This is a genomic window from Teichococcus vastitatis (assembly GCF_003604215.1).
GTDB lineage: Bacteria > Pseudomonadota > Alphaproteobacteria > Acetobacterales > Acetobacteraceae > Pseudoroseomonas > Pseudoroseomonas vastitatis.
The window spans coordinates 78704-98919 of the sequence record NZ_QXGS01000009.1 but is presented as its reverse complement, the minus strand read 5'-3'; the positions used below and the strand labels follow the sequence as shown (position 1 = coordinate 98919).

The following is a 20216-nucleotide window of genomic DNA, read 5'->3' as shown; positions in this document are numbered from 1 at the left end:
TCTGCGGGTTGCGGCGCGGACCGAGCGGCCCTTGCCCGGTCCGGCACCGGCGTGCTTTCTGGCGGCAGAGGCCCGGCAGAGGCCATCGCCAGTCCTGGTCCATGGCTCGGAGACAGGTTTCCATGCACCGCCGTACCCTGATGGCCGCCGCCGCGGCCGCTGCCCTCGCCCGGCCCTCGTTGGCCCAGCCGGCAAATGCGCGCGTCCTGAAATACGTGCCGCAGTCCGACCTCACCGTGACCGATCCGGTGCTGACCACCGCCTACATCACCCGCACCCATGGCCTGCTGATCTGGGATCAGCTCTATGGCCTCGATTCCGAACTGCGCGCCCAGCCGCAGATGGTGCAGGGCCATACCATCGAGAATGACGGCAAGCTGTGGACCTTCCGGCTGCGCGAAGGCCTGCTGTTCCATGACGGCGAGCCGGTGCGCGGCCGTGACTGCGTCGCCTCGATCCGGCGATGGGCACAGCGCGATGCCCTGGGCCAGGCGCTGCTGGCGCGCACGGAGGAGATGGCGGCGCCGGATGACCGCACCTTCACCATCCGCCTGAAGCGGCCCTTCGGCGCCATGCTCGACGCGCTCGGCAAGGTCGGGCCCTCAGCCCTGTTCATCATGCCCGAGCGGCTGGCCACCACCTCGCCGACGCAGCCGATCCCGGAACTGATCGGCTCGGGCCCGTTCCGCTGGAAAGGTGATGAACGCGTGGTCGGCGCCCGCGTGGTGTATGAGAAATTCACCCGCTACAAGCCACGCGAATCCGAGGCCGTGTCCTGGGCGGCGGGGCCGAAGCGGGTGCATTTCGATCGGGTCGAATGGCAGGTGATGCCTGATCCGGGGACCGCCACGGCCGCCCTGCAGAACGGCGAGGTGGATTGGTGGGAGAACCCGCCCAACGACCTGCTGCCGCTGCTGGAAGGCCATCGCAATATTTCCACGATGCGCGCGACCCCGCTCGGCACCCTGGGGACGGGCATATTCAACCAGCTTTATCCGCCCTTCAACAATCCGGCGATCCGGCGCGCGGTGCTCGGCGCCGTCAACCAGGACGATTTCATGACGGCCGCCGCCGGAACTGATCCCAGCCTGTGGCGCGCGCCGGTCGGCATCTTCACCCCGGACACGCCGATGGCGACCCGAGCCTCGCTCGACGTGTTCGGCACGCCGCCGGGGCTGGAGCGTTCCCGGCAGGCCTTGCAGGATGCCGGCTACAAGGGGGAGCAGGTGGTGCTGATGTCGCCCTCCGACCAGCCGGTGCTGTCGGCGCTGGGCGATGTGTGCCACGATCTGCTGAAGAAGCTTGGCATGAATGTCGACTATGTGGTGTCGGACTGGGGCACGCTGGTGCAGCGCCGCGCCAGCAAGGCGCCACCGGAGCAGGGTGGCTGGAACATGTTCAACACCACCTGGGCCGGGCTCGACATGATCAACCCGGTGACGACGCAGGTGCTGCGCACCAGCGGGGAGAGCGGCTTCTTTGGCTGGGCCGATATCCCGCGCCTCGGGGAACTGCGCGAGGAATGGCTCGATGCGCCCGATCTGGAGGCGCAGAAGAGTGTCGCCCGGGAGATCCAGTCGGTCGCCATGCGCGAAGTGCCGTTCCTGCCGCTCGGCCAGTATTTCTACAAAACCGCGTATCGCAAGGATCTGCGTGACGTGGTCGACGGGTTGTTCGTCTTCTGGAATGCGCGCCGCGCCTGACTTCGAGGAATCACCATGTCCGCCCTGGATCACATCCGCCGCTACCATGACGGCCTGACCGCCATCCGCCGCGACCTGCACGCGCATCCCGAACTCGGGCTGGAGGAACACCGCACCGCCGGCATCGTGGCCCGCCTGCTGGAGGAATATGGCGTCGACGAGGTGCATCGCGGCGTCGGCCGCACCGGTGTGGTGGGCGTGCTGCGCGCCGGCAGCGGCAATCGCGCCATCGGCCTGCGGGCCGATATGGACGCCCTGCCGATGACCGAGATGACCGGACTTGACTATGCCTCCACCACGACGGGCAAGATGCATGCCTGCGGGCATGACGGCCACACCACGATGCTGCTCGGCGCGGCGAAGTACCTGGCCGAGACGCGCAACTTCGACGGCACCGTGCACCTGATCTTCCAGCCCGGCGAGGAAGGCTGCGGCGGTGCGCTGGCTATGCTGGACGACCGGCTGCTGGAGCGCTTCCCCTGCGACGCGTTGTACGGCATGCACAACGCGACAGACCTGGACGTGGGCAAATACGCCATTGGCAGCGGCGCCTTCATGGCCGGCGGCGCCTTCTTCGACATCACCGTGCATGGCAAGGGTTCGCATGGCGCGCGGCCGGAAGGCAGCATCGATCCGGTGCTGACCGCCTGCCACGTCGCGACCGCGCTGCAGTCGATCGTGGCGCGCAACCTGTCGCCGCGCGACACTGCGGTGCTCAGCGTCACCAAGATCACGGGCGGCGATGCGTACAACGTCATCCCGCAATCGGCCACGCTGTCGGGGACGGCCCGGTTCTTCTCCACCGCCGTGTCGGACCAGATCCAGGCGGCGATGCGGCGCGTGGCGGAAGGCGTCGCGGCGGGCTTCGGCGCCACGGCGGAGCTGGATTACCGCCTGATCTTCGCCCCGCTGATGAACGACGCCGAGTGCAGCACAGCCTTCGCCGACGCCGCGGCCGAGCTGGTTGGCGAGAGCCAGGTGGTGCGGGACCGCGCGCCGCTGATGGGCTCGGAGGACTTCTCCTTCATGCTGGAGAAATCAACTGGCGCGTACATCCATGTGGGCAACGGGCCGGGCGCCGCGCCGCACAATCCGCATTACAACTTCAACGACGACGCCATTCCTTTCGGGGCGGCGCTGTATGCGCGCATCGCGGAGCGCAGCCTTTTGAAGGGCTGAAGGGCAGGTTCAGCGGCGGGACCGCAGCCCGGCCCTGCGCAGCGCCTTGTTCACCAGCCCGAACAGGCGCGGCGTCACTTCCCGCGTCGCGGCCTGGCGGTTCACCACGAAGCTGCGCGGCTCGTCGATCCGGTCCGTGCCGAGGCCCCAGAAGCGCAGGATCCCGTGGGTCGAGGAGAGCCCGACATCCAGCAGAAAGGGGCCGGCACGACCGACTTGGCCTGCCTCCTCGCCCGGCGCCAGGGGAACGCCATGGGCCAGACCGGCGATGTCGCGGCTCTCGACCACCACCTGTCCCCGGGCATTGCGCCAGCGCCGCAGCCGAACCGGGCCCTGCTGCTCGAGGCTGTCAGGCTTGTCCAGCGTCAATTCGTGCAGGTCCAGCCACTGCTTCAGGATTTCCGTCGCGTTCCCGGGCTTCACCGTGACATCGGCATCGCCCTGCCAGACCGAGATGCGCGGCCAGGGACCCCGATGCGCCGATGCGGCGCGCACGGCGTCGCCGCGGCTGCGCGCCGGCAGGCTCGTGGGGTGGTACATGGCCTCGAAAGCCCCCGCCACGCTGGTGGCGGCACGGTAGGGCAGGCCGGCCAGGATGGCGCCTCCGGCGAAGCATTCCGGATAACAGGCCAGCATCACCGAACTCATGCCGCCGCCCGCCGACAACCCGCTGATGAAGGTGCGGGCGGGATCGAGGCGGTGCTCGCGCTGCATCCAGCCGATCATCTGCCGGATTGAGGCCGGCTCGCCGCTGTCGCGCTCGATGTCCTCCGGATTGAACCAGTTAAAGCACAGCCTGGGATTGTTCTCGCGCCGCTGTTCCGGCAGCAGCAGGGCGAAACCCAGATGCTCGGCCATGGCCGACCAGCCGCAGCCGAGATCGTAGCCGGCCGCCGTCTGGGTGCAGCCATGCAGCGCCACCACCAGCGGCGCGCCTGGCGGCAAGCCGGGCGGCACGAAGCACAGCATCCGCAGGCCGCCCGGGTTGGTGCCGAAGCCGGTGACTTCCGTCAGCCGCTCCTCCGCGACCCGCGCCGCTGCCTGATCCTCGGGAGAGGCGGGAACGTGACGGAACAAGGCGCGGCTCCAGCGTTGCCGCAGCCGGACCAGCTCGTCCAGCCGGAAAAGGGTGTTGGCCATGGCGTACTCCTGATGCCCCGGCCCAGTGAACCGGTTCGCATGCTGCAATGCAGCATCATATGGGATCGGCGTTACGGAAAGCCATGCCTGCGGCCGCCCTGGCCACGGCCCCGTCGCCGGGTTTACTTCCACGCATCGAATCGAGGAACAAGTTCATGGATCTGGCTACAAGCATCGCCGGCAAGCGTGTGGTGATCACCGGCGCCTGCGGCGTGATCGGCGGCTGGCTGGTGGAAACATTCCGGGGGGCAGGGGCACGCCTCTGTCTGACCGATGCCGACCAGACCGGCTTGGCGCGGCTCGCCGCCACCCTGCCGGAGGGCAGCTTCGCCGAACCCGCCGATCTGCGAGATGCCGCCTCGGTGGAGGCGCTGGTGGCTAACATCGGCGCCCGGTGGGGGGGGGCGGACGTGCTGGTGAACAATGCGGGCATCTATCCCAGCGGCTTCCTGCTCGACATCGATGCCGAGGAATGGGACCGCATCTTCGACATCAACCTGCGGGCGCCATTCCTGCTGACGCGCGGCGTCGCCCGGCAGATGATCGCTGCGGGGGTGAAGGGCAATGTGATCAACATCTCCTCCGGCGCGGCCCGCAAGATGCGCCGCAGCGTGGTGCCCTATTGCACCTCCAAGACGGCGCTCGACCGGCTGACCAAGGGCTTCGCGCTGGAACTGGCGGAATACGGCATCCGCGTGAATGCGCTGGAGCCTGGATTCGCCGCCGGCAGCACCGCCAGCCCGCTGACGGACGCGCATGTGCAGGCCACCACCGCGGGCATCCCGCTGGGCCGTGCCTCGTCGCCGGACGATGTGGGCCATGCGGTGCTGTTCCTGGCCAGCGACGGGGCCGCCTACGTGACCGGCGCCTCGCTGTCGGTGGATGGCGGCAACTCGATCGGCAGCCTCGTGGTCCATCAGGAGAAGAAATCGGCGTTGTGAACCTTGCCAGCGCGGCGATGCGCCCATGTGGCCGCCGCGGCGCTGGAACCGGCGCGCCGCAGTTTGCTAGAAGGCCGTGGCTGGCGCCGCATTCGCGCGGCGCGGTTTGAAAGGCAGCGCCTCATGAGGCTCCGATCCACGCTTCATCTCCGGCTCATCGCCGGTGCCATGGCGCTGCTGCTGCCCTGGGCGGGGTCCGCCGCGGCGGATGGTCTGGTGTATGTGTTGAATTCAGGCGATGCCACCATTCAGGTATTGGATGCATCCACGCGGCAGGAGCGTTCCCGTATCCCAGTGCTGCGGGAGGTGCACCACCTGGCGCTGACGCCTGACGGTTCAACACTGCTGGTGGGCGATTCGGGCGCCAATGAGATGCTGTTCATCAACCCGGCGACGGGCGAGCTGCTGAAACGGGAAGCGCTCTCCAACCCCTATCATCTCGGCTTCAGCCCGGATGGCGGCACGCTGACCATCACCAGCCTGCGCCGCGGTCAGGTGGATGTTTACCGATGGGACGGCTCGAAGTTGAGGCTGGCCAAGCGGTTGGATCTGCCGGGCATGCCGAGTCACCTAGCCTATGGTCCCGACAACAAGGTCGTCTATGTGACGCTGCAGGGCAGCGGCACGGTGGTGGCGATCAGCCTGGACACGCTGGAACCGCTCTGGACCACGGAGGTCGGACCGGAGCCGGCCGGCATCATCTGGCACAAGGGCCGGCTGCTGGTCGCCATCATGGGCAGCGACCACGTGGCGGTGCTGGACCCGGCGACACATACGGTGGAGCGGCGGATCAGCGTGGGCCGCGGGGCGCATGCCGTGTTCCCCGCGCCCGACGGCAAGCTCCTCTACGTGACCAGTCGCGTGGATAGCCGCATCACCCTGCTGGATCCTGAAACCCTCACCATCACCCGCAGCCTCAGCGTGCCGGGCGGCCCGGATTGCGTCACCTTCGATGCGCAGGGACGCCTTTGGGTAACGCTGCGATGGAAGGGGCGGATCGGCATCATCGATCCAGCGACCGGCGCGATGGAGACGCAGCGGGTCGGGCGCTCGCCGCACGGCATCCTGTTCGCCACCACGCCGCCTGCCGCCTCGGCCGCGACGAACTGAGCATGGCCATGCTGCACCGGCGGGCCTGGCTCGGCGCCGCCGCGGCGCTGCTGCCCGTCATGCGGGCCGCCACGGCGCAGCCCTTAGGGACACCGGCCCTGCCGCAATGCCGCGCCGGCACGCTGTACCTTACCATCGATACCGGTTGGGGCCGGGAAGCCGAAATGATCGCCGCGGCCCTGCAGCGGAGAGAGGTGCGCGCGACGCTGTTCCTGGCCGATGAGCCGACCTTCCGTGGCGATACCTCGCTCAGCGCCGGCTGGTCCGGCTTCTGGCGAGACCGTGCGGCCGAGGGCCACGCCTTCGCCAGCCACACCTGGCGCCACTGGTATTTCGGCGCCGATCCGGGTCCCAGTCGGGTCCGCTATGCGTCGCGCCGCGGTCAGGGCACCGAATTGCTGGATGGCGCAGCCCTGTGCGCCGAGCTGGCGCGACCGATGGACATGCTGCGCGCCGCGGCACCCGAAGCGAAGATCCTGCCCCTGTGGCGGGCCCCCGGCGGGCGCACCTCGCCGAATGCCCTTCGGATGGCCGCCGCCTGTGGCCTGCGGCACCAGGGCTGGACCGCAGGCGGCTTCCTGGGTGACGAGCTGGACAGCGCCGCACATCCCAACGCCGCCCTGTTGCGGCAGGCCTTGGGGCGGATCCGGGATGGCGAGGTGCTGGTCATGCATTGGGGTGTGCGCAGCCGGCGTGAACCCTTTGGCAGAGTGTTCGAAGACCTGCTGGCCGGCCTACAGGCCAAGGGCTTCTGCTTCGCCGTGCTGCCGGCGCAAGGTGTCTGACAAGGTGGAGCAGGGCGCATGATCGGCTGGCTGCAGGATTCCTGGGACGGCGCGAATGGCTGGATCTTCGAGACGCTGGTGCAGCCGGCGCTGTATGCGCTGGGTCTGATGGCCTGGGCTGAGGACGCCTTCGAGTGGATCGATTTCGTCTTGTTCGGCTTGGTGCAGGTGCTGGTGGTCTATGCCATCTGCCGCCCGCTGGAAGCTTGGAAGCCGGTGGAACCGCGCAGTGACCAGCGCAGCATCCGAACCGACATTCTCTATACTTGCCTGTCCCGGCTGGGCTTGCTGCCGCTGCTCGCCTTTGTCGCTTTCGCGGCGCTGGGATCACGGCTGTCCGGCTGGGTTGCCGGCAGCGGCTGGGTGCCGCCGACGTTGGAAACATTGTTTCCGCTGTTGCGTGAATGGCCGATCCTGGCGCTTGCCGTCTATGTGGCGGTGCTGGATCTCGGCGAATACTGGCGGCACCGGTTCCAGCACCGCTTCTCCTGGTGGTGGTCGCTGCACGCCATCCATCATGCGCAGCGGCAGATGACCTTCTGGACCGATGACCGCAACCACATCCTGGATGATCTGATCGGTGCTGCCTGGTTCGGCGCCATCGCCCTGCTGATCGGCGTGCCGCCAGGCCAGTTTCCTGTTGTGGTGGTGATCCTGCGGGTGGCCGAGGCCATGAGCCACGCCAATGTCCGGCTGTCCTTCGGCCATGTCGGCGAACGCCTGCTGGTGTCGCCGCGTTTCCACCGGCTTCACCACGGCCCGCTCGGGTCCGGGCGGGATGGCAAGAATTACGGCGTGTTGCTGCCGGTGTGGGACTGGGTCTTCGGCACCGCGGATTTCCGCCATGACGTGTTCACCGAAACAGGCGATGCCAGGCTGCCCGAAGCGATGGCGACCGGCAGCTGGGGGCAGCAGCAGGCGGAGGGCTTCCGCCGCATGGGCCGGGCGCTGGCGAAGGGTTTCCGGAAGCGGGCCGCGCGCCGCCGGCGCACCGCCTGACGCGCCGGCGGCCGATCAGGCGGCGCGCCGCGACTTCGCCAGGGCGGAAAAGCGTTCGGCCGCCGCTTCCAGACCCGGCACCACGGAAAAGGTGGCGGCGATATCCTCGAACTTGCCGCGCGCGGCGGTATCCACCGTGGCACCGGGCTGCTCCAGCCGTGGTAGGATCAACTCGGCCAGCATGGACATCACCTGATGATAGCGGGCGGCGCTGGATGCAGGCCCCGCCCATTCCGGAGCTGCGCCCCACCACAGGATGTCGAGCAGCTTGCCTGCCTCCACGCGGCTAAAGATGCCGGCGGTGACCTGGGACACGGCGTGCAACAGGGCCTGCTTCACCGCACCATCGCTCTGTTGGCCATCGAGTCGGGCGCGCAACTGGCGGAGTTCCTGCCGCAGCACCTCCGGCGGGCACTCCAGCACGCGCGCGCCGATCATGGTCCCGGTGCCGTCGCTGAACACGCCTGGCGCTTCCAGCGCATTCACGAGCGGATGGTAGTCGTAATCGCCACTCCAGTCGAACTGCCCGCGGAAGAAGCTCTCGTCATAGCCCTTCGGCACGCCGAGGAAGCGTACACCGACATCACGGCCACTGCGGGCAATCTGGAACAGTGCCAGCTCGAGGGTGTTTACCGGCCAGCCAAGATCCACCGCGCTCCAGAAGCTGTCCGGCGCCTCGGTGCCGGACAATGCCAGCGCGTTGATCAGCAGGTGCGTAGCCTGTCGCAAATTCTGGATGTTGAAGTGACGGTCGGGCCCATGCAGCCCGACCATGCCGGCTTCGATGCCCTCGGCGATGTCGCGGGCGATGATGCCGTTCTCCAGCACATGGGTGAAGCGCGTCATGGCGAAGGCGGTGGGGCCACGCCCCTCGCGCGCCGCGGCCATCCATTGCGCTTCCGCCAGCTTCTTGCTGGCCGTGTAGACATGGTCGGTGAGGTAGGCGTAGCACTTGCCGGTGGAGGAGTAGACGGCGTGCTCGACGCCGTGCCGACGGCAGGCTTCGATGATGTTGGCGGTGCCGAACACGTTGGTGTCCACCGCCTCATGCACCACCAGCTCCGCCTTGCCCGGCTCGCGGATGCTAGCGAGATGAAACACGACCTCCGGCCGCGCGGCGGCAAAGGCGGCATCCAGCGCCGCCGCGTCGCGGATATCCGCCCCGTGCCAGCTGCCCTCGCCCGCCTCGTGCGGCACCAGGTCGAGATTGACCAGGGCGGCCGGCGCGAAGCCGGTCAGCAGGGCGCGCAGTCGGGTGCCCACACAGCCCGATCCGCCGGTCACCAGGACCCGCTTGCCGCGTAGGCGCTGGTCAGCCGCCGCCTGGTGCAGCTCCACCGTGCGGGTCAGTGCCAGCTCCATCGGGCTTTCCGCCAGCTGACCTTCGGCCTGCATGGCCTGGATCAGCTCGCGGGTCACGCGCCGCAGATCGGCATCGTTGTTCTGACCGGGTGCCGGATGCGACAGCTCGACAAGGTTGCGGATGAGGTCGGCACTGGCAGGAAGTGACATTGGCAGGAGCCCGCTTGCAGCTGGTCTTCAGAGGGAGGGAGTAACAAGGGGCAACAAGTTCAGCCCGGCACCTCGGCCAGCTGCGCAGGGTCGGCCACGGGTCCGCGCCAGGCGCCGAAGCCTCCCGTCATGTCGGTGAGGTTGCGGGCCGGGTAGCCGGCGGCAGCCAGGGCGCGGATCACCGCCGCGCTGCGCAGGCCACCCTGGCAGTAGATCACCACCTCGCGCTCGCGCGGGATCGCCGTCAGGGGCGAGCCGGCCGGCGGCTCCGAGCCGTGCGTCACGTCGCGCAGCGCCGCATCGATGTCGGGCTTCGCCAGCAGCCTGGCGCCCGGGATCACCCCGCCGGCCCATTCGGCCGGATTGCGCACATCGACCACCAGCAGGTCCTCGCCGGCATCGAGACGTGCCTGCAGGGCTTCGGGCGTGACGCTGTTGCCGACCTGCGGCGCCGAGCATACCATCTGCTCGGCCTTCAGCACGATCTCGGATGCCGGCTTGCTGCAGCAGGGACAGGCCGGATTCTTGGCGATCGTGATGGTGTCGAAGGACATGTCGAGGCCGTCATAGACCAGCATGCGGCCGATCATCGGCCGGCCGATGCCGCTGAGCAGCTTCACCGCCTCGGTCGCCTGCAACGCACCGATGGTGCCCGGCAGAACGCCCAGCACGCCGGCTTCGGCGCAGTTCGGTGCCAGCTCCACCGGCGGCGGTTCCGGGAACAGGCAGCGATAGCAGGGGCCAAAGCGGGCATCGAACACGCTGAGCTGGCCATCGAAGCGCAGCACGCCGCCGAAGACGTTGGGCTTGCCGAGCTTGGTGCAGGCGTCGTTGACCAGATAGCGCGTCGGGAAATTGTCGGTGCCGTCGATCACCACGTCATACCTGGAGATCAACTCCAGCGCATTGTCGACCGATAGGAACACGTTGTGGTGCTCGATAACCAGATCGGGATTGAGGTCGAGCATGCGGCGCGCGGCACTCTGCGTCTTCGGCACGCCCAACGTGGAATAGCCATGCGCCACCTGCCGCTGCAGGTTGGTTTCCTCGACCTTGTCGGGATCCACCAGACCGATCCGGCCGACACCAGCGGCGGCCAGATAAAGCGCCGCCGGGCAGCCCAACCCACCGGCGCCGATCAGCAGCACACTGCCGGCCTTGAGGCGACGCTGCCCCTCAATGCCGAATTCGGGCAGGATCAGATGGCGGCCGAAGCGGCGGATTTCCGCATCACTTAGTTCGGGACAGGCGTCAACATCACGCATGACTTCAGCCTCCTGCGATGCTCGCCAGGATCCGGATCTCGTCGCTGGCGACAACGGGTGTGTCGAGCCCCTGCAACAGCCTGATATCCTGGCCATTCTTGGAGATCACCACGAAATGGCGCAGCTTGTCGGATGCGAAGAGGTGGCTGCGCATTTCCGGGGCGGTGCCGGTGAGATTGGTGAGGATGTCGGACACCGTGTCTCCGGGAACGGTGACCCTCGCCTGCTGTTCCGTGTAGCGACGCAGGGAACTCGGAACAACAACAACAGGCATGGGGTACACCCTCCGCTGGAAAACAAGACCGCGCTCGCGGACGGCTAGAACATAACCCAGTCTGTCTCAGCAGAAAGAGACAACACTCACCGGCTGAAGCAGATCGCGCGATTGTGCAACTGCACGGCAAGTATCTGGCACAAACCGTACCGGCCGGAAGCAATCGCGCAACGCGCGATCTCGCTAAGACGTCATTTCGGAGAAGCAAGGCCCCGGCAACGCTTGACGATGTGTCAAAATGAGACGCGGATCTTATTACATATTTACTTGATGATCGCCGAGATCCCAGAACAGCCCGGCCATCAGGGCCAACGCCTCGCGGGTCAGGGGCACCAGCATGTGCTCGTCCGGCGCGTGTTGTGCGCAGGCCGCATAGGAATGGGGTACCCACAGCGTGGGTAGCGCCAGCAGGTCGGCGAAGACGTGGTTCGGCAGCGTGCCGCCAATGTTCGGCAGGATCGCCGGGGGCGAGCCGGACGTCCGCTGCATGGAGCCTGCGGCCCAACGGACCCAGGGCGAGTCGGGGTCCAGCCGTGTCGCGGGCGACACCTCGTGGCGCATCGAGACGAGCTCCACATCGCCGAAGCCGTGGGCATCGAGATGCGCGCGCAGCGCCGGCAGGATCTGCGCCGCATCGGTGCCCACCACGAAACGCAGCTGCATCACGGCCACGGCGCGGGGCGGCACGGCGTTTACCGGTGCGTCCGCATTGCCGGCCTTGAAGGCCAGCACTTCCAGCGTGTTCCACGCAAAGAGCCGTTCGGCGGGGGTGAGGCCGGGCTCGCCCCAATTCGCGTCGATGGCGGGATCGGTCGGGCCTCCGCCCAGTGTGATCCCTGCCAGCGCCGCCCGCACGGAGTTCGGGATGGCGGGCGGGCGCAGCCCGTCCACCAGCAGGCGGCCCCGCGCATCCGTCATGGAGGCGATGGCATTGGCCAGCACGGTTGCGGGATTGACGATCACGCCACCCCAATTGCCGGAATGATAGCCCCGTTCCCGCGCATCCAACCTCAACTCGACGTTGAAGGCGCCGCGGGAGCCGAGAAACAGCGTCGGCCGGTCCGCGGACAGGCGGGGTCCGTCCGAGGCGATCAGCACATCCGCCTTCAACAGCTCCCGCTGAGCGACGCAGATCTCGGACAAGCCGGGCGAGCCGGTTTCCTCGCCCATTTCCAGCAGCAGGACAACATTGAAGCCGAGCCGGCCGCCGCGTGCCTGCATCACCTGCTCCAGCGCGGCGAGGTTGATGCTGTGCTGGCCCTTGTTGTCGGCGGTGCCGCGCCCGTACCAGCGGTCACCCTCGGCGGTGACGCAGAACGGCGCCAAGCCTTCACGCCATTCCGCGTCCTGTCCGCGCGTGACGTCGCCATGTCCGTAAATCAGCACGGTCGGGCGCGCTGGGTCCTCGATCCGGCGCGCGATCAGGAAAGGACCCTTGCCGGCCACGGGATTGTCGAAGACCTGCGAGGCGAAACCCATCGCTGCGACGCTGGGAATGATCTCCTCGTCGAGGTAGCGATGCAGCTCCGGCAGTTGTTCCGGCACTTGGCTTTCGGTACGGAAGGCGACGCGGCGCTCCATCAGGGCCCGGAAGCGGCCATCCTCCATCAGGCCGACGGCGGCGGCGATCGCGGTGTCGCGCGTTGCGGTGTTGTTCATGCTTCAGAATGCTCCTGCCCAGCCATCACGGCGCGGGTCGCTCCCCGCCATGCGCACGCCATTGTCGAGAACCCGGATGCAGGCAACGCTGCACGGCCCTTCCAGCGGCGGCACGATTTTGAGTTGGTGGCCGCGCGCCCGCAGGTTATCCAGCGTTTCCGCCGGAAAGCCTTGCTCCAGGGTGAGCGCGTCGTCGCCGGCATGCGGCCAGTTGGCGTCCTGGCCGGGCTGGCTGCTGCTCCAGCGCGGTGCCTCGGCGATCTGTTGCGGATCAAGGCCCAGATCGATCAGGCTGACCACCGTTTGCAGGTTGATCTGCACCTGGTTGTCGGCGCCGGGCGTGCCGAGCAGCGCCCAGGGCCGACCATTCTTCAGGATCATCGGGGCATTCATGGTGTGGCGCACGCGCTTGCCCGGCCGCAGCGCGTTGGAATGCGCGGGATCGAGATGCCAGCAGGTCATGCGGTTGTTCATCAGCACGCCGGTATCGCCGGCGGTGACGCCGCTGCCGAACGGGCTGTTCAGGCTCTGGATCGCCGACACTGCGTTGCCGGCCGCGTCGATCGCGCAGAAATAGGTGGTGTTGCCATCATTCGGCGCCGGGATGTTCAGTGGAATCGCGGCGGCACGCTGCTGGTCGATGCCGGCGGCGAGTTCGGCCGCATGGGCGTCGGACAGCAACCGCTCCAGCGGCACCGGGGCGAAGCGCGGATCGGTGGCATGGCGCTCGCGGTCCAGGAAGGCGCGCTTTTTGGCTTCCACCAGCAGGTGCAGCAGCGCCGCCGATCCTTCGCCCAGGGTGGCGAGGTCGAAATGCTCCACGATCTTCAACTCCTGCAGCAGCACGAAGCCGGTGGAGTTGGGCGGCGTCTGGCAGATGTCGAAGCCGCGGTAGCTGATGCGGATCGGCGCCTGCACCTCGGCCTCGAAAGCGCCGAGATCGGCCTGCGTCACCAAGGCCCCCGCCTCGTCCAGCCCGGCGGCAAGGCGCCGGGCCAGCGGGCCGCGATAAAAGCTTTCCGCGCCGTCCTCGGCGATGGTGGCCAGGGTCTCGGCCAGGGCTGGCTGCATCAGCAATTCACCCAGCGCCGGCACCTCGCCGTCGCGCAGAAAGGCCGCGCTGCTGCGAGGATCGGCGAGCAGCCGGGCGCGCATCAGCCGCGCGAAGCGGCGATAGGTGTGGCCGACCGGCACGCCCTGCTGCGCCAGCTCGATGGCGGGGCGGCACAGTTCGGCCCAGGGCAGAACACCATGCGCCGCGTGCATCGAGGCGATTCCCGCCAGGCTGCCCGGTGTGGCGATGGCGCCGGGTCCGACGCCCGGCATGCCGTCCGGGTAGCGCCCGGACGTGGCGCCGGCTGGCGCTGTGCCGGACCCGTTATGGACGTGTCCGCGCCCCGTCCCGGCATCCCACACATGGTAGAAGCCATCGCCGCCCAGGCCGGACATGAAGGGCTCGGCCACCCCCAGCGCCAGGGCGATGGCCGCGGCGGCATCCGCGGCATGGCCGCCGGCCCGCAGCATCGCCAGCCCCGCTTCGGTGGCTGCCGGATGATTGCTCGCAACCGCGGCACGGTGCCCCATGATCAGCGGTCGGTAACTGCGGCGGTGGGGGTCCAGCACGGGTGAGCTCTCCGTTGGGCGCGGCAACAGGGCCGGTTTCCGCCCATTGGCTCCCGCGCGCAACCGGCGTGAGGCGGTTTTCCTGGCTCAGCGCGCTCCCGGAACGAACCGCAGCAGCACGTTGCCGCAGGACGCGACGTCATCGATGGCGAGGCTGCCGCCCATCTCCGAAGCGGCGATGCCGGCCGTCGCCAGCAGCCTTCCGGCCGCTGGCAGATCGGACACGGCGACGTCGATGGCGATGGCCGCGGCCTCATCCCGGCCCATCCGGGGCAGGGGCCCGGCACCGATAACAGCGTCCTCCTCGCCGGCGCGGATCACGCCGAACACGCCTTGGCCGGTCGCCACCTGCCAGCCGCCCGGCGCCGTGGTGATCCGGTCGCGGCCGAACAGGCTGGCGAGGCGGTGCAGCACGGGCTCCGGCTCCCGCGCCCGGTAATGCACGGCGGCCACGTGCGTGGCACCGTTGGCGTGCTGCATCCATTCCGGCACCCAGAGCAGCTGCGGCTTGTGCTGCTGCGCCAGGAAATGCGACACGCGAGGCAGCGCTGGGTCGCAGCTGACCTGCAGCGAGACCACCGCCTCGTCCCATTTGCCGCCCGGCGGACGGACCTTGCGGCGGAACTCGATGCCGCCCTGGAACACGGCGCCACGGGCTTCCATGATGGCGCGGTCGCCGGCTGCGTCCTGGCTGTGCAGCGCCACCAGGGAAATGCCCTCCCGCTCGGCCAGCGCGTCGCGCATGTGGCGGCCGAAGCGGAAATCTCCGGCGGCGTAGCCGTCGATCAGGTGCTCATCATAGATGGACATCAGTTCCAGCGCCGAGCGGCTCAGCACGGCGAGGCTGGTGCTGGTGCCCCAGGGATGCCGCCCCACCGGCGTCACGGTGAAGCCGAGCCGCGCATAGAAGCCGCGCGCCGCGTCGATGTCCCGCACCAGGATCAGCGGATGATCGATGCCGGGCAGGTGGCGGCCGGCAGCGGAGGAGTCGGGTGCCGTCATGCGCGGAACTCCGCATAGGGGTGGCGATGGCGCAAGCGGGGCGTGGCCGGGTTGCCGGCCATCGTGGTGCGCGGCGGCACCGGCGCCAGCACCACACTGCCGGCGGCGATCACCGCATCCTCGCCGATCTCGATGTTGCCGAGCAGCGTGGCGCCGGCTCCCAGCACAGCGCCGCGCCGCACCTTGGGGTGCCGGTCCTCGCCGCCCCGTGTCAGGGTCGAGCCGAGGGTGACGCCGTGCCAGAGGCTCACATCATCCTCGATCACCGCCGTTTCGCCGATCACCACGCCGATGCCATGGTCGAGAAAGATGCGCTGGCCGATCCGGGCCGCCGGATGGATGTCGGCGCCGAGCATCGCCGCGCCAGTCTTGCAGGCCATGGCCAGGGCGTGCTGCCCCTGCCGCCAGAGCCGATGGTTCAGCCGATGCGCCAGCAGCATGTGAAAGCCGCGGCCGCCGATCCAGGTCCCCAGCAGCCCGCCCGGCTCGAAATTCCGGATGGTAATGGCCTGCAGGTCGGCCAGCGTCGCATCCACGTCCTGCGGCAGCAAAGTCGCGCGCGCCAGGTCGCGCAACGCGCCGGGTTCCAACAAGGGGGACGGGGAAAGCCGCGCCAGCAGCGCGGCGAGACCCCCGGCCGCATCCGGCGCGCCGGCCGTATCGGCCAGAAACGGCGCCAGCGTGGCCTCGGCGGTTCGGGCCTCGGCGCCGAGGCGGCGCCAGATCTCAGCCGACATAGCCGAAGGCGACCGGCGGCGCGGCGGCGGTTTCGACCCACACGCTCTTGGTCTGGGTATAGCCGAGCAGCGCATCCCGGCCCGAGGAACGGCCGAAGCCGGAACGCCCGAAGCCGCCGAAAGGCGAGGCCACGTTGATGGTCTTGTAGCCGTTGATCCAGAAGGTGCCGGCGCGCACCGCTGCCGCGACGCGGTGCGCGCGGCCGACATCCCCCGTCCACACTGCCCCGGCCAGGCCGTAGGGTGTGTCATTGGCCAGGGCCACTGCTTCCTCTTCCGTGTCGAAGGGCAGCACGGCGAGAACGGGGCCGAACACCTCCTCCCGCGCGATGGCGGCGTCCGGCGCGATGCCGTCCAGGATGGTGGGCGCGAAGAAGAACCCGCCGGTGCCGCGCAGCGCCGCCGGGCAGCCGCCGCCGGCGGCGATGCGCGCGCCATGCCCTGCCGCCGCCGCCACCATCTCGCTGATCTTGTTGAACTGGCGTCGGTTGTGGATGGGGCCGATCTGCGTGGCCGGATCGGCCGGGGCGCCAAAGGGAATGTGACCGGTGGCTTCGGCCAGCCGCGCCACGAAGCGATCCTGGATGCGGCGCTGCACCAGCAGGCGGGAGCCGGCCACGCAGCTCTGGCCGGCGCCGCCGAAGATCGCCGCCTGCGCCCCGAGGAGGGCGCGGTCCAGGTCGGCATCGGCGAAAACGATATTGGCGCTCTTGCCGCCCAGCTCCAGGATGGACGGCACGATGTTGCGCGCCGCGGCAGCGGCGATCTGGGACCCAGCCGCCGCGGAGCCCACGAACACCACCAGCCGCGTGTCGCGATGCGCGACGGCCGCGGCACCGGTGGTGGGGCCGGCGCCCGCCAGGATGTTCACCAGCCCTGGCGGAACGCCGTCTACGGCGCCGCACAGCACGCCGAGCGCTAGCGTGGTCAGCGGCGTCAGCTCGGAGGGTTTCAGCACCACCGCATTGCCGGCACACAACGCGGGCGCGATCTGCCAGCCGGCGGTGAAGACCGGCGCGTTCCAGGGCGTGATCTGCACCACCGTGCCATAGGGCTCGGGCCGGGTGTAGTTCAGGTGGCTGGTGGGAACCGGGATCACCTCGCCATGCAGCTTGTCGGCCCAGCCGGCGTAGTATTCGAACATCTCCGCCACCTTGGCGACCTCGCCGCGGGTATCGCGGATGGGTTTGCCGGCGGACAGCATCTCCAACTCCGCCAGCTCTCCGGCCCGGCCCCGCACCGCTTGGCCCATGGCCCACAACGCACGGCCGCGTGCGGCCGCGGTCATCGCCCACCAGGCGCGCTGCGCTGGGGCGGCGGCGGCCATGGCCGCATCCACCACGCCGCGGCCGGCATCGGCGAAGCCCAGGATCACCCGGCCATCCGCCGGGTTCACCAGGTCCAGGCGGGCGCCGGTGCCCGGCAGGATCGCGCCGCCGACCAGGGAGCCGACCGCGCCGCCCGGCAGCAATTGGTTGACCAGTTCCGCGACACGCGGTGCGGCGGGGCTGAGGGCGTCGGGCATCATTCGGTTTCCCTGCTCTGCGGGTCGCGCCGGTAATCCGCCATGCGGGTAAAGTCCTCCGGATCGGGAAGGGGGGCCTCGCGCCACAGCTGGTCCACCAGGCGCGACAGCGGCAGGTCCAGGCCCACCTCGCTCATCAATCCGGTGGCCAGCCGCACATCCTTGCGCATCAGCCCGGCCGAGAAGCCGCTGTTGAAGCTGCCGGGCAGCACCCAGCGCGGGTACATCGCCTCGCTCACCGCGCTACGGCCGGTCGCGGCATTGACCACCTCTATCGCCTCCGCGGCGGACAGGCCTGCCGCCTCGGACAGGCGCATCGCCTCGCCGGTGGTGATCAGATGCGCTGCCACCAGCAGGTTGTTCACCAGCTTGGCGATGTTGCCGGCGCCGGAAGGGCCGACATGCACGATTCTGGCGGCCATCGCCTCCAGCACCGGCCGGACCCGCTCCAGATCCTCGGCGGCACCGCCGGCCATCACCGTCAGGCGGCCGGATGCGGCGCCGGACGGGCCGCCGCTGACCGGCGCGTCCAACAGGCCGTGCCCGGCTCCCGCCAGCAGGACGGCGAGCCTGCGCGAGGTGGTGGGGTCGGAGGTCGACGTGTCGATCACCACCACCCGCCCGTCATGCCGCTCCAGCAACCCGCCGGGCGCGGTGACCACCGCTTCCACGTCCCGTGCATAGGGGAGGGAAACCACCAGAACCTCCGCCTCGCGCAGCACAGCGCCGAGGTCGTGGCGAAATGCGATGCCGGCCTCGTCACAACTCGGCTTGCGGGCCGGGTTGATGTCGTGCCCCTGCACGGCGAAGCCCGCTCGGGCCAGCGTCGCCGCCATGCCGAAGCCCATCTGCCCGAGCCCGACCACCCCGACCTGCTGCCCTGTCACTGTTGCTGCCCCGACGCTGCCATCGCGTCAGGGTGGGTGGTTGCCGGCGTTGCCACAAGCAGCGTCTTGCGAACGCGATGTTGCCCCACCGGCAACGGCATCAGCCCGGCCGGCAGCAGACCAGATGCTTCGCCAGCCAGTCGCGCAGGCGTTCCGCCGCCTCCGGCAGGCGGCGGCCGGCGCGCACCACCAGATGCGCTGCGGCTTCGGCGAGCAGCGGATCGGCCAGCGGCACCGCCGTCATTTCCCCGGCTTCCTCAGGTGCGAGGGCGAAGCGCGGCAGAAACGCCACGCCCATCCGCGCGGCCACGAAGCGCCGCTGCAATTCGAAGGAATCGGTTTCCAGCACGGGCAGCAGGCGGAACCCACCATCGGCCTCCACCCGGCTGATCATCTGCCGGATGCCATGATCAGCCGGCAGCAACGCAACCGGCTCGGCAGCCAGCCGGCGCAGCAACAGCGGGCGGCGCTGCGAGGCCAGTGCGTGCCCGGCCGGCAGCAGCGCCACCAGGGGCTGCCGGGTCACCAGCGCGGCGTCAACCTCCGGATGGGCCTGCGGATTATAGGCCAGGCCGAGATCCGCCTCGCCCTCGGCCACGGCCTTCAGGATGGAATCACTGGTGCCCAGCACGACCTGGAAGGTGATGCCGGGATGCGCCGCGGAAAAGCCGGCCAGCCCGTGGCGCATCAGGTCCGGCAGGAAGCCGGCGCCGCAGCGGATCCGCACCAGGCCCCGCTGCGCGCCGCGCAATCGTTGCAGCCGATCCTGCAGCAGCGCCGCCTCATCGGCCTGGCGCCGGGCGTGCTCGGCGATGATGCGCCCTGCCTCGGTCGGCACCACGCCACGCGGCAGGCGCTCCAGAAGCAGCGTGCCGCATGCGGCCTCCATCTCGGCCACCTGCCGACTGACGGCGGAGGCGGCGACGTGCAGAACAGCCGCGGCGCCGCGGATCGAGCCGGCGCGCACCACCGCCAGAAAATAACGCAGGGCACGATCGTTCATGGCGCGGCGGAGACTGCCCGCCGCGCCGCCCTGCGGCAATGCGTCCTGTTAAACGGCGATGGCCAGCTGCGGCGGCTGCCGCATCAGGTGCGCGCGCTGCATGCGCGGATGCGCGGCGGTCAGGCGGGCGCGGGCGGCGGCCAGTTCGGCGGCGCTCGGCTCCTCCAGCACATAGCCGCGGCCCCAGATGGTGCGCACGATCTCGGCAGAGCCCGCGGCCGCCAGCTTGCGCCGCAGCTTGCAGATGAAGACGTCGAGGATGCGCTGGTCCGGCCCGTCTTCCAGGCCGTAGGCGCGGGTCATGAAATGCTCCTTGGTGAGCATCGCGCCCGGCCGGAGCATCAGCATCTCCAGCACGTCGAATTCGCGGCAGGTGATCCGCACGGTGCGGCCATCCACGGCAACGGTGCGGCGCGCCTGATCCAGCAACACGTTGCCGCAGCGCAGTTCCGGGCTGGCGTGGCCGAGGCTGCGGCGCAGCACCGCCTGCATGCGGGCCTGCAGCAACGGCATCAGCGGCGGACCGCCGAGCACCTGGTCGGCGCCCGCTTCCAGCAACAGCAACTCGTCCTCGGGCGTGATGCGGGGACTGAGCACCAGCACCGGGCAGCGCACGCCTTTGCGCCGGATCTCGCGCACCAGGCCGATGCCGTCCCGTGTCGGGCTGGCGGCCTCGATCAGCAGAACATCATAGTCGCCGCTGTGCTGGGCGATCGACGGCGCTTCCAGAAAGGGCTCCGCCAAATCGCAGCCATGGCCCTGCCGGCGCAGGGCGTCGAGCAGCGTGGTAGTCGGGCCAGCGCTGCTGGCGAGAAGAATATGCATACCCGGTCCCTGCGATTTTCGCTGGCCTGACGGCCGGAGGGTTCATG

The 20216-nt window shown here is 69.2% G+C and carries 18 protein-coding genes; 6 read left to right on the top strand and 12 right to left on the bottom strand.

Annotated features, from left to right (window positions below; genetic code table 11):
- Positions 1 to 122: 122 nt before the first annotated feature.
- Both D2K64_RS13365 and D2K64_RS13360 read left to right on the top strand, forming a co-directional pair.
- Entirely contained in the window at positions 123 to 1703 is a 1581-nt protein-coding gene (locus D2K64_RS13365; protein ID WP_120008865.1) for an ABC transporter substrate-binding protein, read from the top strand.
- Between the two features lie 15 nt (positions 1704 to 1718).
- Positions 1719 to 2882 (top strand): M20 aminoacylase family protein, encoded by a 1164-nt coding sequence (locus D2K64_RS13360; protein ID WP_120008864.1) that lies wholly within the window; start codon positions 1719 to 1721, stop codon positions 2880 to 2882.
- A 9-nt stretch (positions 2883 to 2891) separates the two neighbouring features.
- Here the strand turns inward: D2K64_RS13360 and D2K64_RS13355 are convergent, their stop codons facing one another.
- On the bottom strand, positions 2892 to 4022 hold the full coding sequence (locus D2K64_RS13355; protein WP_120008863.1) for an extracellular catalytic domain type 1 short-chain-length polyhydroxyalkanoate depolymerase: 1131 nt from the start codon (positions 4020 to 4022) through the stop codon (positions 2892 to 2894).
- A 155-nt stretch (positions 4023 to 4177) separates the two neighbouring features.
- Between D2K64_RS13355 and D2K64_RS13350 the strand changes: the two genes are divergently transcribed.
- From D2K64_RS13350 to D2K64_RS13335, 4 genes are all read left to right on the top strand, one after another.
- On the top strand, positions 4178 to 4963 hold the full coding sequence (locus tag D2K64_RS13350; protein ID WP_120008862.1) for an SDR family NAD(P)-dependent oxidoreductase: 786 nt from the start codon (positions 4178 to 4180) through the stop codon (positions 4961 to 4963).
- A gap of 123 nt (positions 4964 to 5086) precedes the next feature.
- Entirely contained in the window at positions 5087 to 6073 is a 987-nt protein-coding gene (locus tag D2K64_RS13345) for a YncE family protein (protein WP_120008861.1), read from the top strand.
- A gap of 2 nt (positions 6074 to 6075) precedes the next feature.
- The gene (locus tag D2K64_RS13340) at positions 6076 to 6858 is read left to right on the top strand and encodes a polysaccharide deacetylase family protein (protein ID WP_120008860.1); all 783 of its coding nucleotides are present in this window, start codon (positions 6076 to 6078) and stop codon (positions 6856 to 6858) included.
- An 18-nt stretch (positions 6859 to 6876) separates the two neighbouring features.
- A complete protein-coding gene (locus D2K64_RS13335; RefSeq protein ID WP_120008859.1) occupies positions 6877 to 7857 on the top strand; it encodes a sterol desaturase family protein in 981 nt (326 codons plus the stop codon).
- A 15-nt stretch (positions 7858 to 7872) separates the two neighbouring features.
- Here D2K64_RS13335 and D2K64_RS13330 read toward each other — a convergent pair whose 3' ends face one another.
- From D2K64_RS13330 to D2K64_RS13280, 11 genes are all read right to left on the bottom strand, one after another.
- Positions 7873 to 9369 carry a polysaccharide biosynthesis protein gene (locus D2K64_RS13330; protein WP_120008858.1) on the bottom strand — a complete coding sequence of 499 codons (1497 nt, stop codon included), beginning with the start codon at positions 9367 to 9369 and terminating at the stop codon, positions 7873 to 7875.
- Positions 9370 to 9428: 59 nt separating this feature from the next.
- Complete coding sequence (gene moeB / locus D2K64_RS13325) at positions 9429 to 10634, bottom strand: molybdopterin-synthase adenylyltransferase MoeB (protein WP_120008857.1); 1206 nt, start codon at positions 10632 to 10634, stop codon at positions 9429 to 9431.
- A gap of 4 nt (positions 10635 to 10638) precedes the next feature.
- The gene (locus D2K64_RS13320; protein ID WP_120008856.1) at positions 10639 to 10908 is read right to left on the bottom strand and encodes a MoaD/ThiS family protein; all 270 of its coding nucleotides are present in this window, start codon (positions 10906 to 10908) and stop codon (positions 10639 to 10641) included.
- 255 nt (positions 10909 to 11163) lie between these two features.
- Positions 11164 to 12567: a M20 family metallopeptidase gene (locus tag D2K64_RS13315; protein WP_120008855.1), complete on the bottom strand. Its 1404-nt coding sequence runs from the start codon at positions 12565 to 12567 to the stop codon at positions 11164 to 11166.
- 3 nt (positions 12568 to 12570) lie between these two features.
- Complete coding sequence (ggt, locus tag D2K64_RS13310; RefSeq protein WP_120008854.1) at positions 12571 to 14190, bottom strand: gamma-glutamyltransferase; 1620 nt, start codon at positions 14188 to 14190, stop codon at positions 12571 to 12573.
- 87 nt (positions 14191 to 14277) lie between these two features.
- Positions 14278 to 15192: a VOC family protein gene (locus tag D2K64_RS13305; RefSeq protein ID WP_120008853.1), complete on the bottom strand. Its 915-nt coding sequence runs from the start codon at positions 15190 to 15192 to the stop codon at positions 14278 to 14280.
- Positions 15189 to 15929: a serine O-acetyltransferase gene (locus tag D2K64_RS13300; protein ID WP_157985835.1), complete on the bottom strand. Its 741-nt coding sequence runs from the start codon at positions 15927 to 15929 to the stop codon at positions 15189 to 15191. The genes D2K64_RS13305 and D2K64_RS13300 overlap by 4 nt, the downstream gene beginning before the upstream one ends.
- Positions 15919 to 17454, bottom strand: coding sequence for an aldehyde dehydrogenase family protein (locus D2K64_RS13295; protein WP_120008851.1), 1536 nt, complete (start codon positions 17452 to 17454; stop codon positions 15919 to 15921). The genes D2K64_RS13300 and D2K64_RS13295 overlap by 11 nt, the downstream gene beginning before the upstream one ends.
- A complete protein-coding gene (locus tag D2K64_RS13290) occupies positions 17454 to 18341 on the bottom strand; it encodes an NAD(P)-dependent oxidoreductase (RefSeq protein WP_120008850.1) in 888 nt (295 codons plus the stop codon). Before D2K64_RS13290 ends, D2K64_RS13295 begins: the two co-directional genes overlap by 1 nt.
- 100 nt (positions 18342 to 18441) lie before the next feature.
- Positions 18442 to 19344, bottom strand: a complete 903-nt coding sequence (locus D2K64_RS13285; protein ID WP_120008849.1) for a LysR family transcriptional regulator — start codon at positions 19342 to 19344, stop codon at positions 18442 to 18444.
- Positions 19345 to 19392: 48 nt separating this feature from the next.
- Entirely contained in the window at positions 19393 to 20169 is a 777-nt protein-coding gene (locus D2K64_RS13280; protein WP_120008848.1) for a response regulator transcription factor, read from the bottom strand.
- Positions 20170 to 20216 lie beyond the last annotated feature (47 nt).

Excerpts from the sequence above, each read along its gene's own strand:
- D2K64_RS13320 (WP_120008856.1), bottom strand. The coding sequence starts at position 10,908 with ATGCCTGTTGTTGTTGTTCCGAGTTCCCTGCGTCGCTACACGGAACAG.
- D2K64_RS13345 (WP_120008861.1), top strand. The coding sequence starts at position 5,087 with ATGAGGCTCCGATCCACGCTTCATCTCCGGCTCATCGCCGGTGCCATG.
- D2K64_RS13315 (WP_120008855.1), bottom strand. The coding sequence starts at position 12,567 with ATGAACAACACCGCAACGCGCGACACCGCGATCGCCGCCGCCGTCGGC.
- D2K64_RS13300 (WP_157985835.1), bottom strand. The coding sequence starts at position 15,929 with ATGTCGGCTGAGATCTGGCGCCGCCTCGGCGCCGAGGCCCGAACCGCC.
- D2K64_RS13360 (WP_120008864.1), top strand. The coding sequence starts at position 1,719 with ATGTCCGCCCTGGATCACATCCGCCGCTACCATGACGGCCTGACCGCC.
- D2K64_RS13280 (WP_120008848.1), bottom strand. The coding sequence starts at position 20,169 with ATGCATATTCTTCTCGCCAGCAGCGCTGGCCCGACTACCACGCTGCTC.
- D2K64_RS13355 (WP_120008863.1), bottom strand. The coding sequence starts at position 4,022 with ATGGCCAACACCCTTTTCCGGCTGGACGAGCTGGTCCGGCTGCGGCAA.
- D2K64_RS13295 (WP_120008851.1), bottom strand. The coding sequence starts at position 17,454 with ATGCCCGACGCCCTCAGCCCCGCCGCACCGCGTGTCGCGGAACTGGTC.
- D2K64_RS13330 (WP_120008858.1), bottom strand. The coding sequence starts at position 9,369 with ATGTCACTTCCTGCCAGTGCCGACCTCATCCGCAACCTTGTCGAGCTG.
- D2K64_RS13335 (WP_120008859.1), top strand. The coding sequence starts at position 6,877 with ATGATCGGCTGGCTGCAGGATTCCTGGGACGGCGCGAATGGCTGGATC.
- D2K64_RS13305 (WP_120008853.1), bottom strand. The coding sequence starts at position 15,192 with ATGACGGCACCCGACTCCTCCGCTGCCGGCCGCCACCTGCCCGGCATC.
- D2K64_RS13365 (WP_120008865.1), top strand. The coding sequence starts at position 123 with ATGCACCGCCGTACCCTGATGGCCGCCGCCGCGGCCGCTGCCCTCGCC.
- D2K64_RS13350 (WP_120008862.1), top strand. The coding sequence starts at position 4,178 with ATGGATCTGGCTACAAGCATCGCCGGCAAGCGTGTGGTGATCACCGGC.
- D2K64_RS13340 (WP_120008860.1), top strand. The coding sequence starts at position 6,076 with ATGGCCATGCTGCACCGGCGGGCCTGGCTCGGCGCCGCCGCGGCGCTG.
- moeB (WP_120008857.1), bottom strand. The coding sequence starts at position 10,634 with ATGCGTGATGTTGACGCCTGTCCCGAACTAAGTGATGCGGAAATCCGC.
- D2K64_RS13285 (WP_120008849.1), bottom strand. The coding sequence starts at position 19,344 with ATGAACGATCGTGCCCTGCGTTATTTTCTGGCGGTGGTGCGCGCCGGC.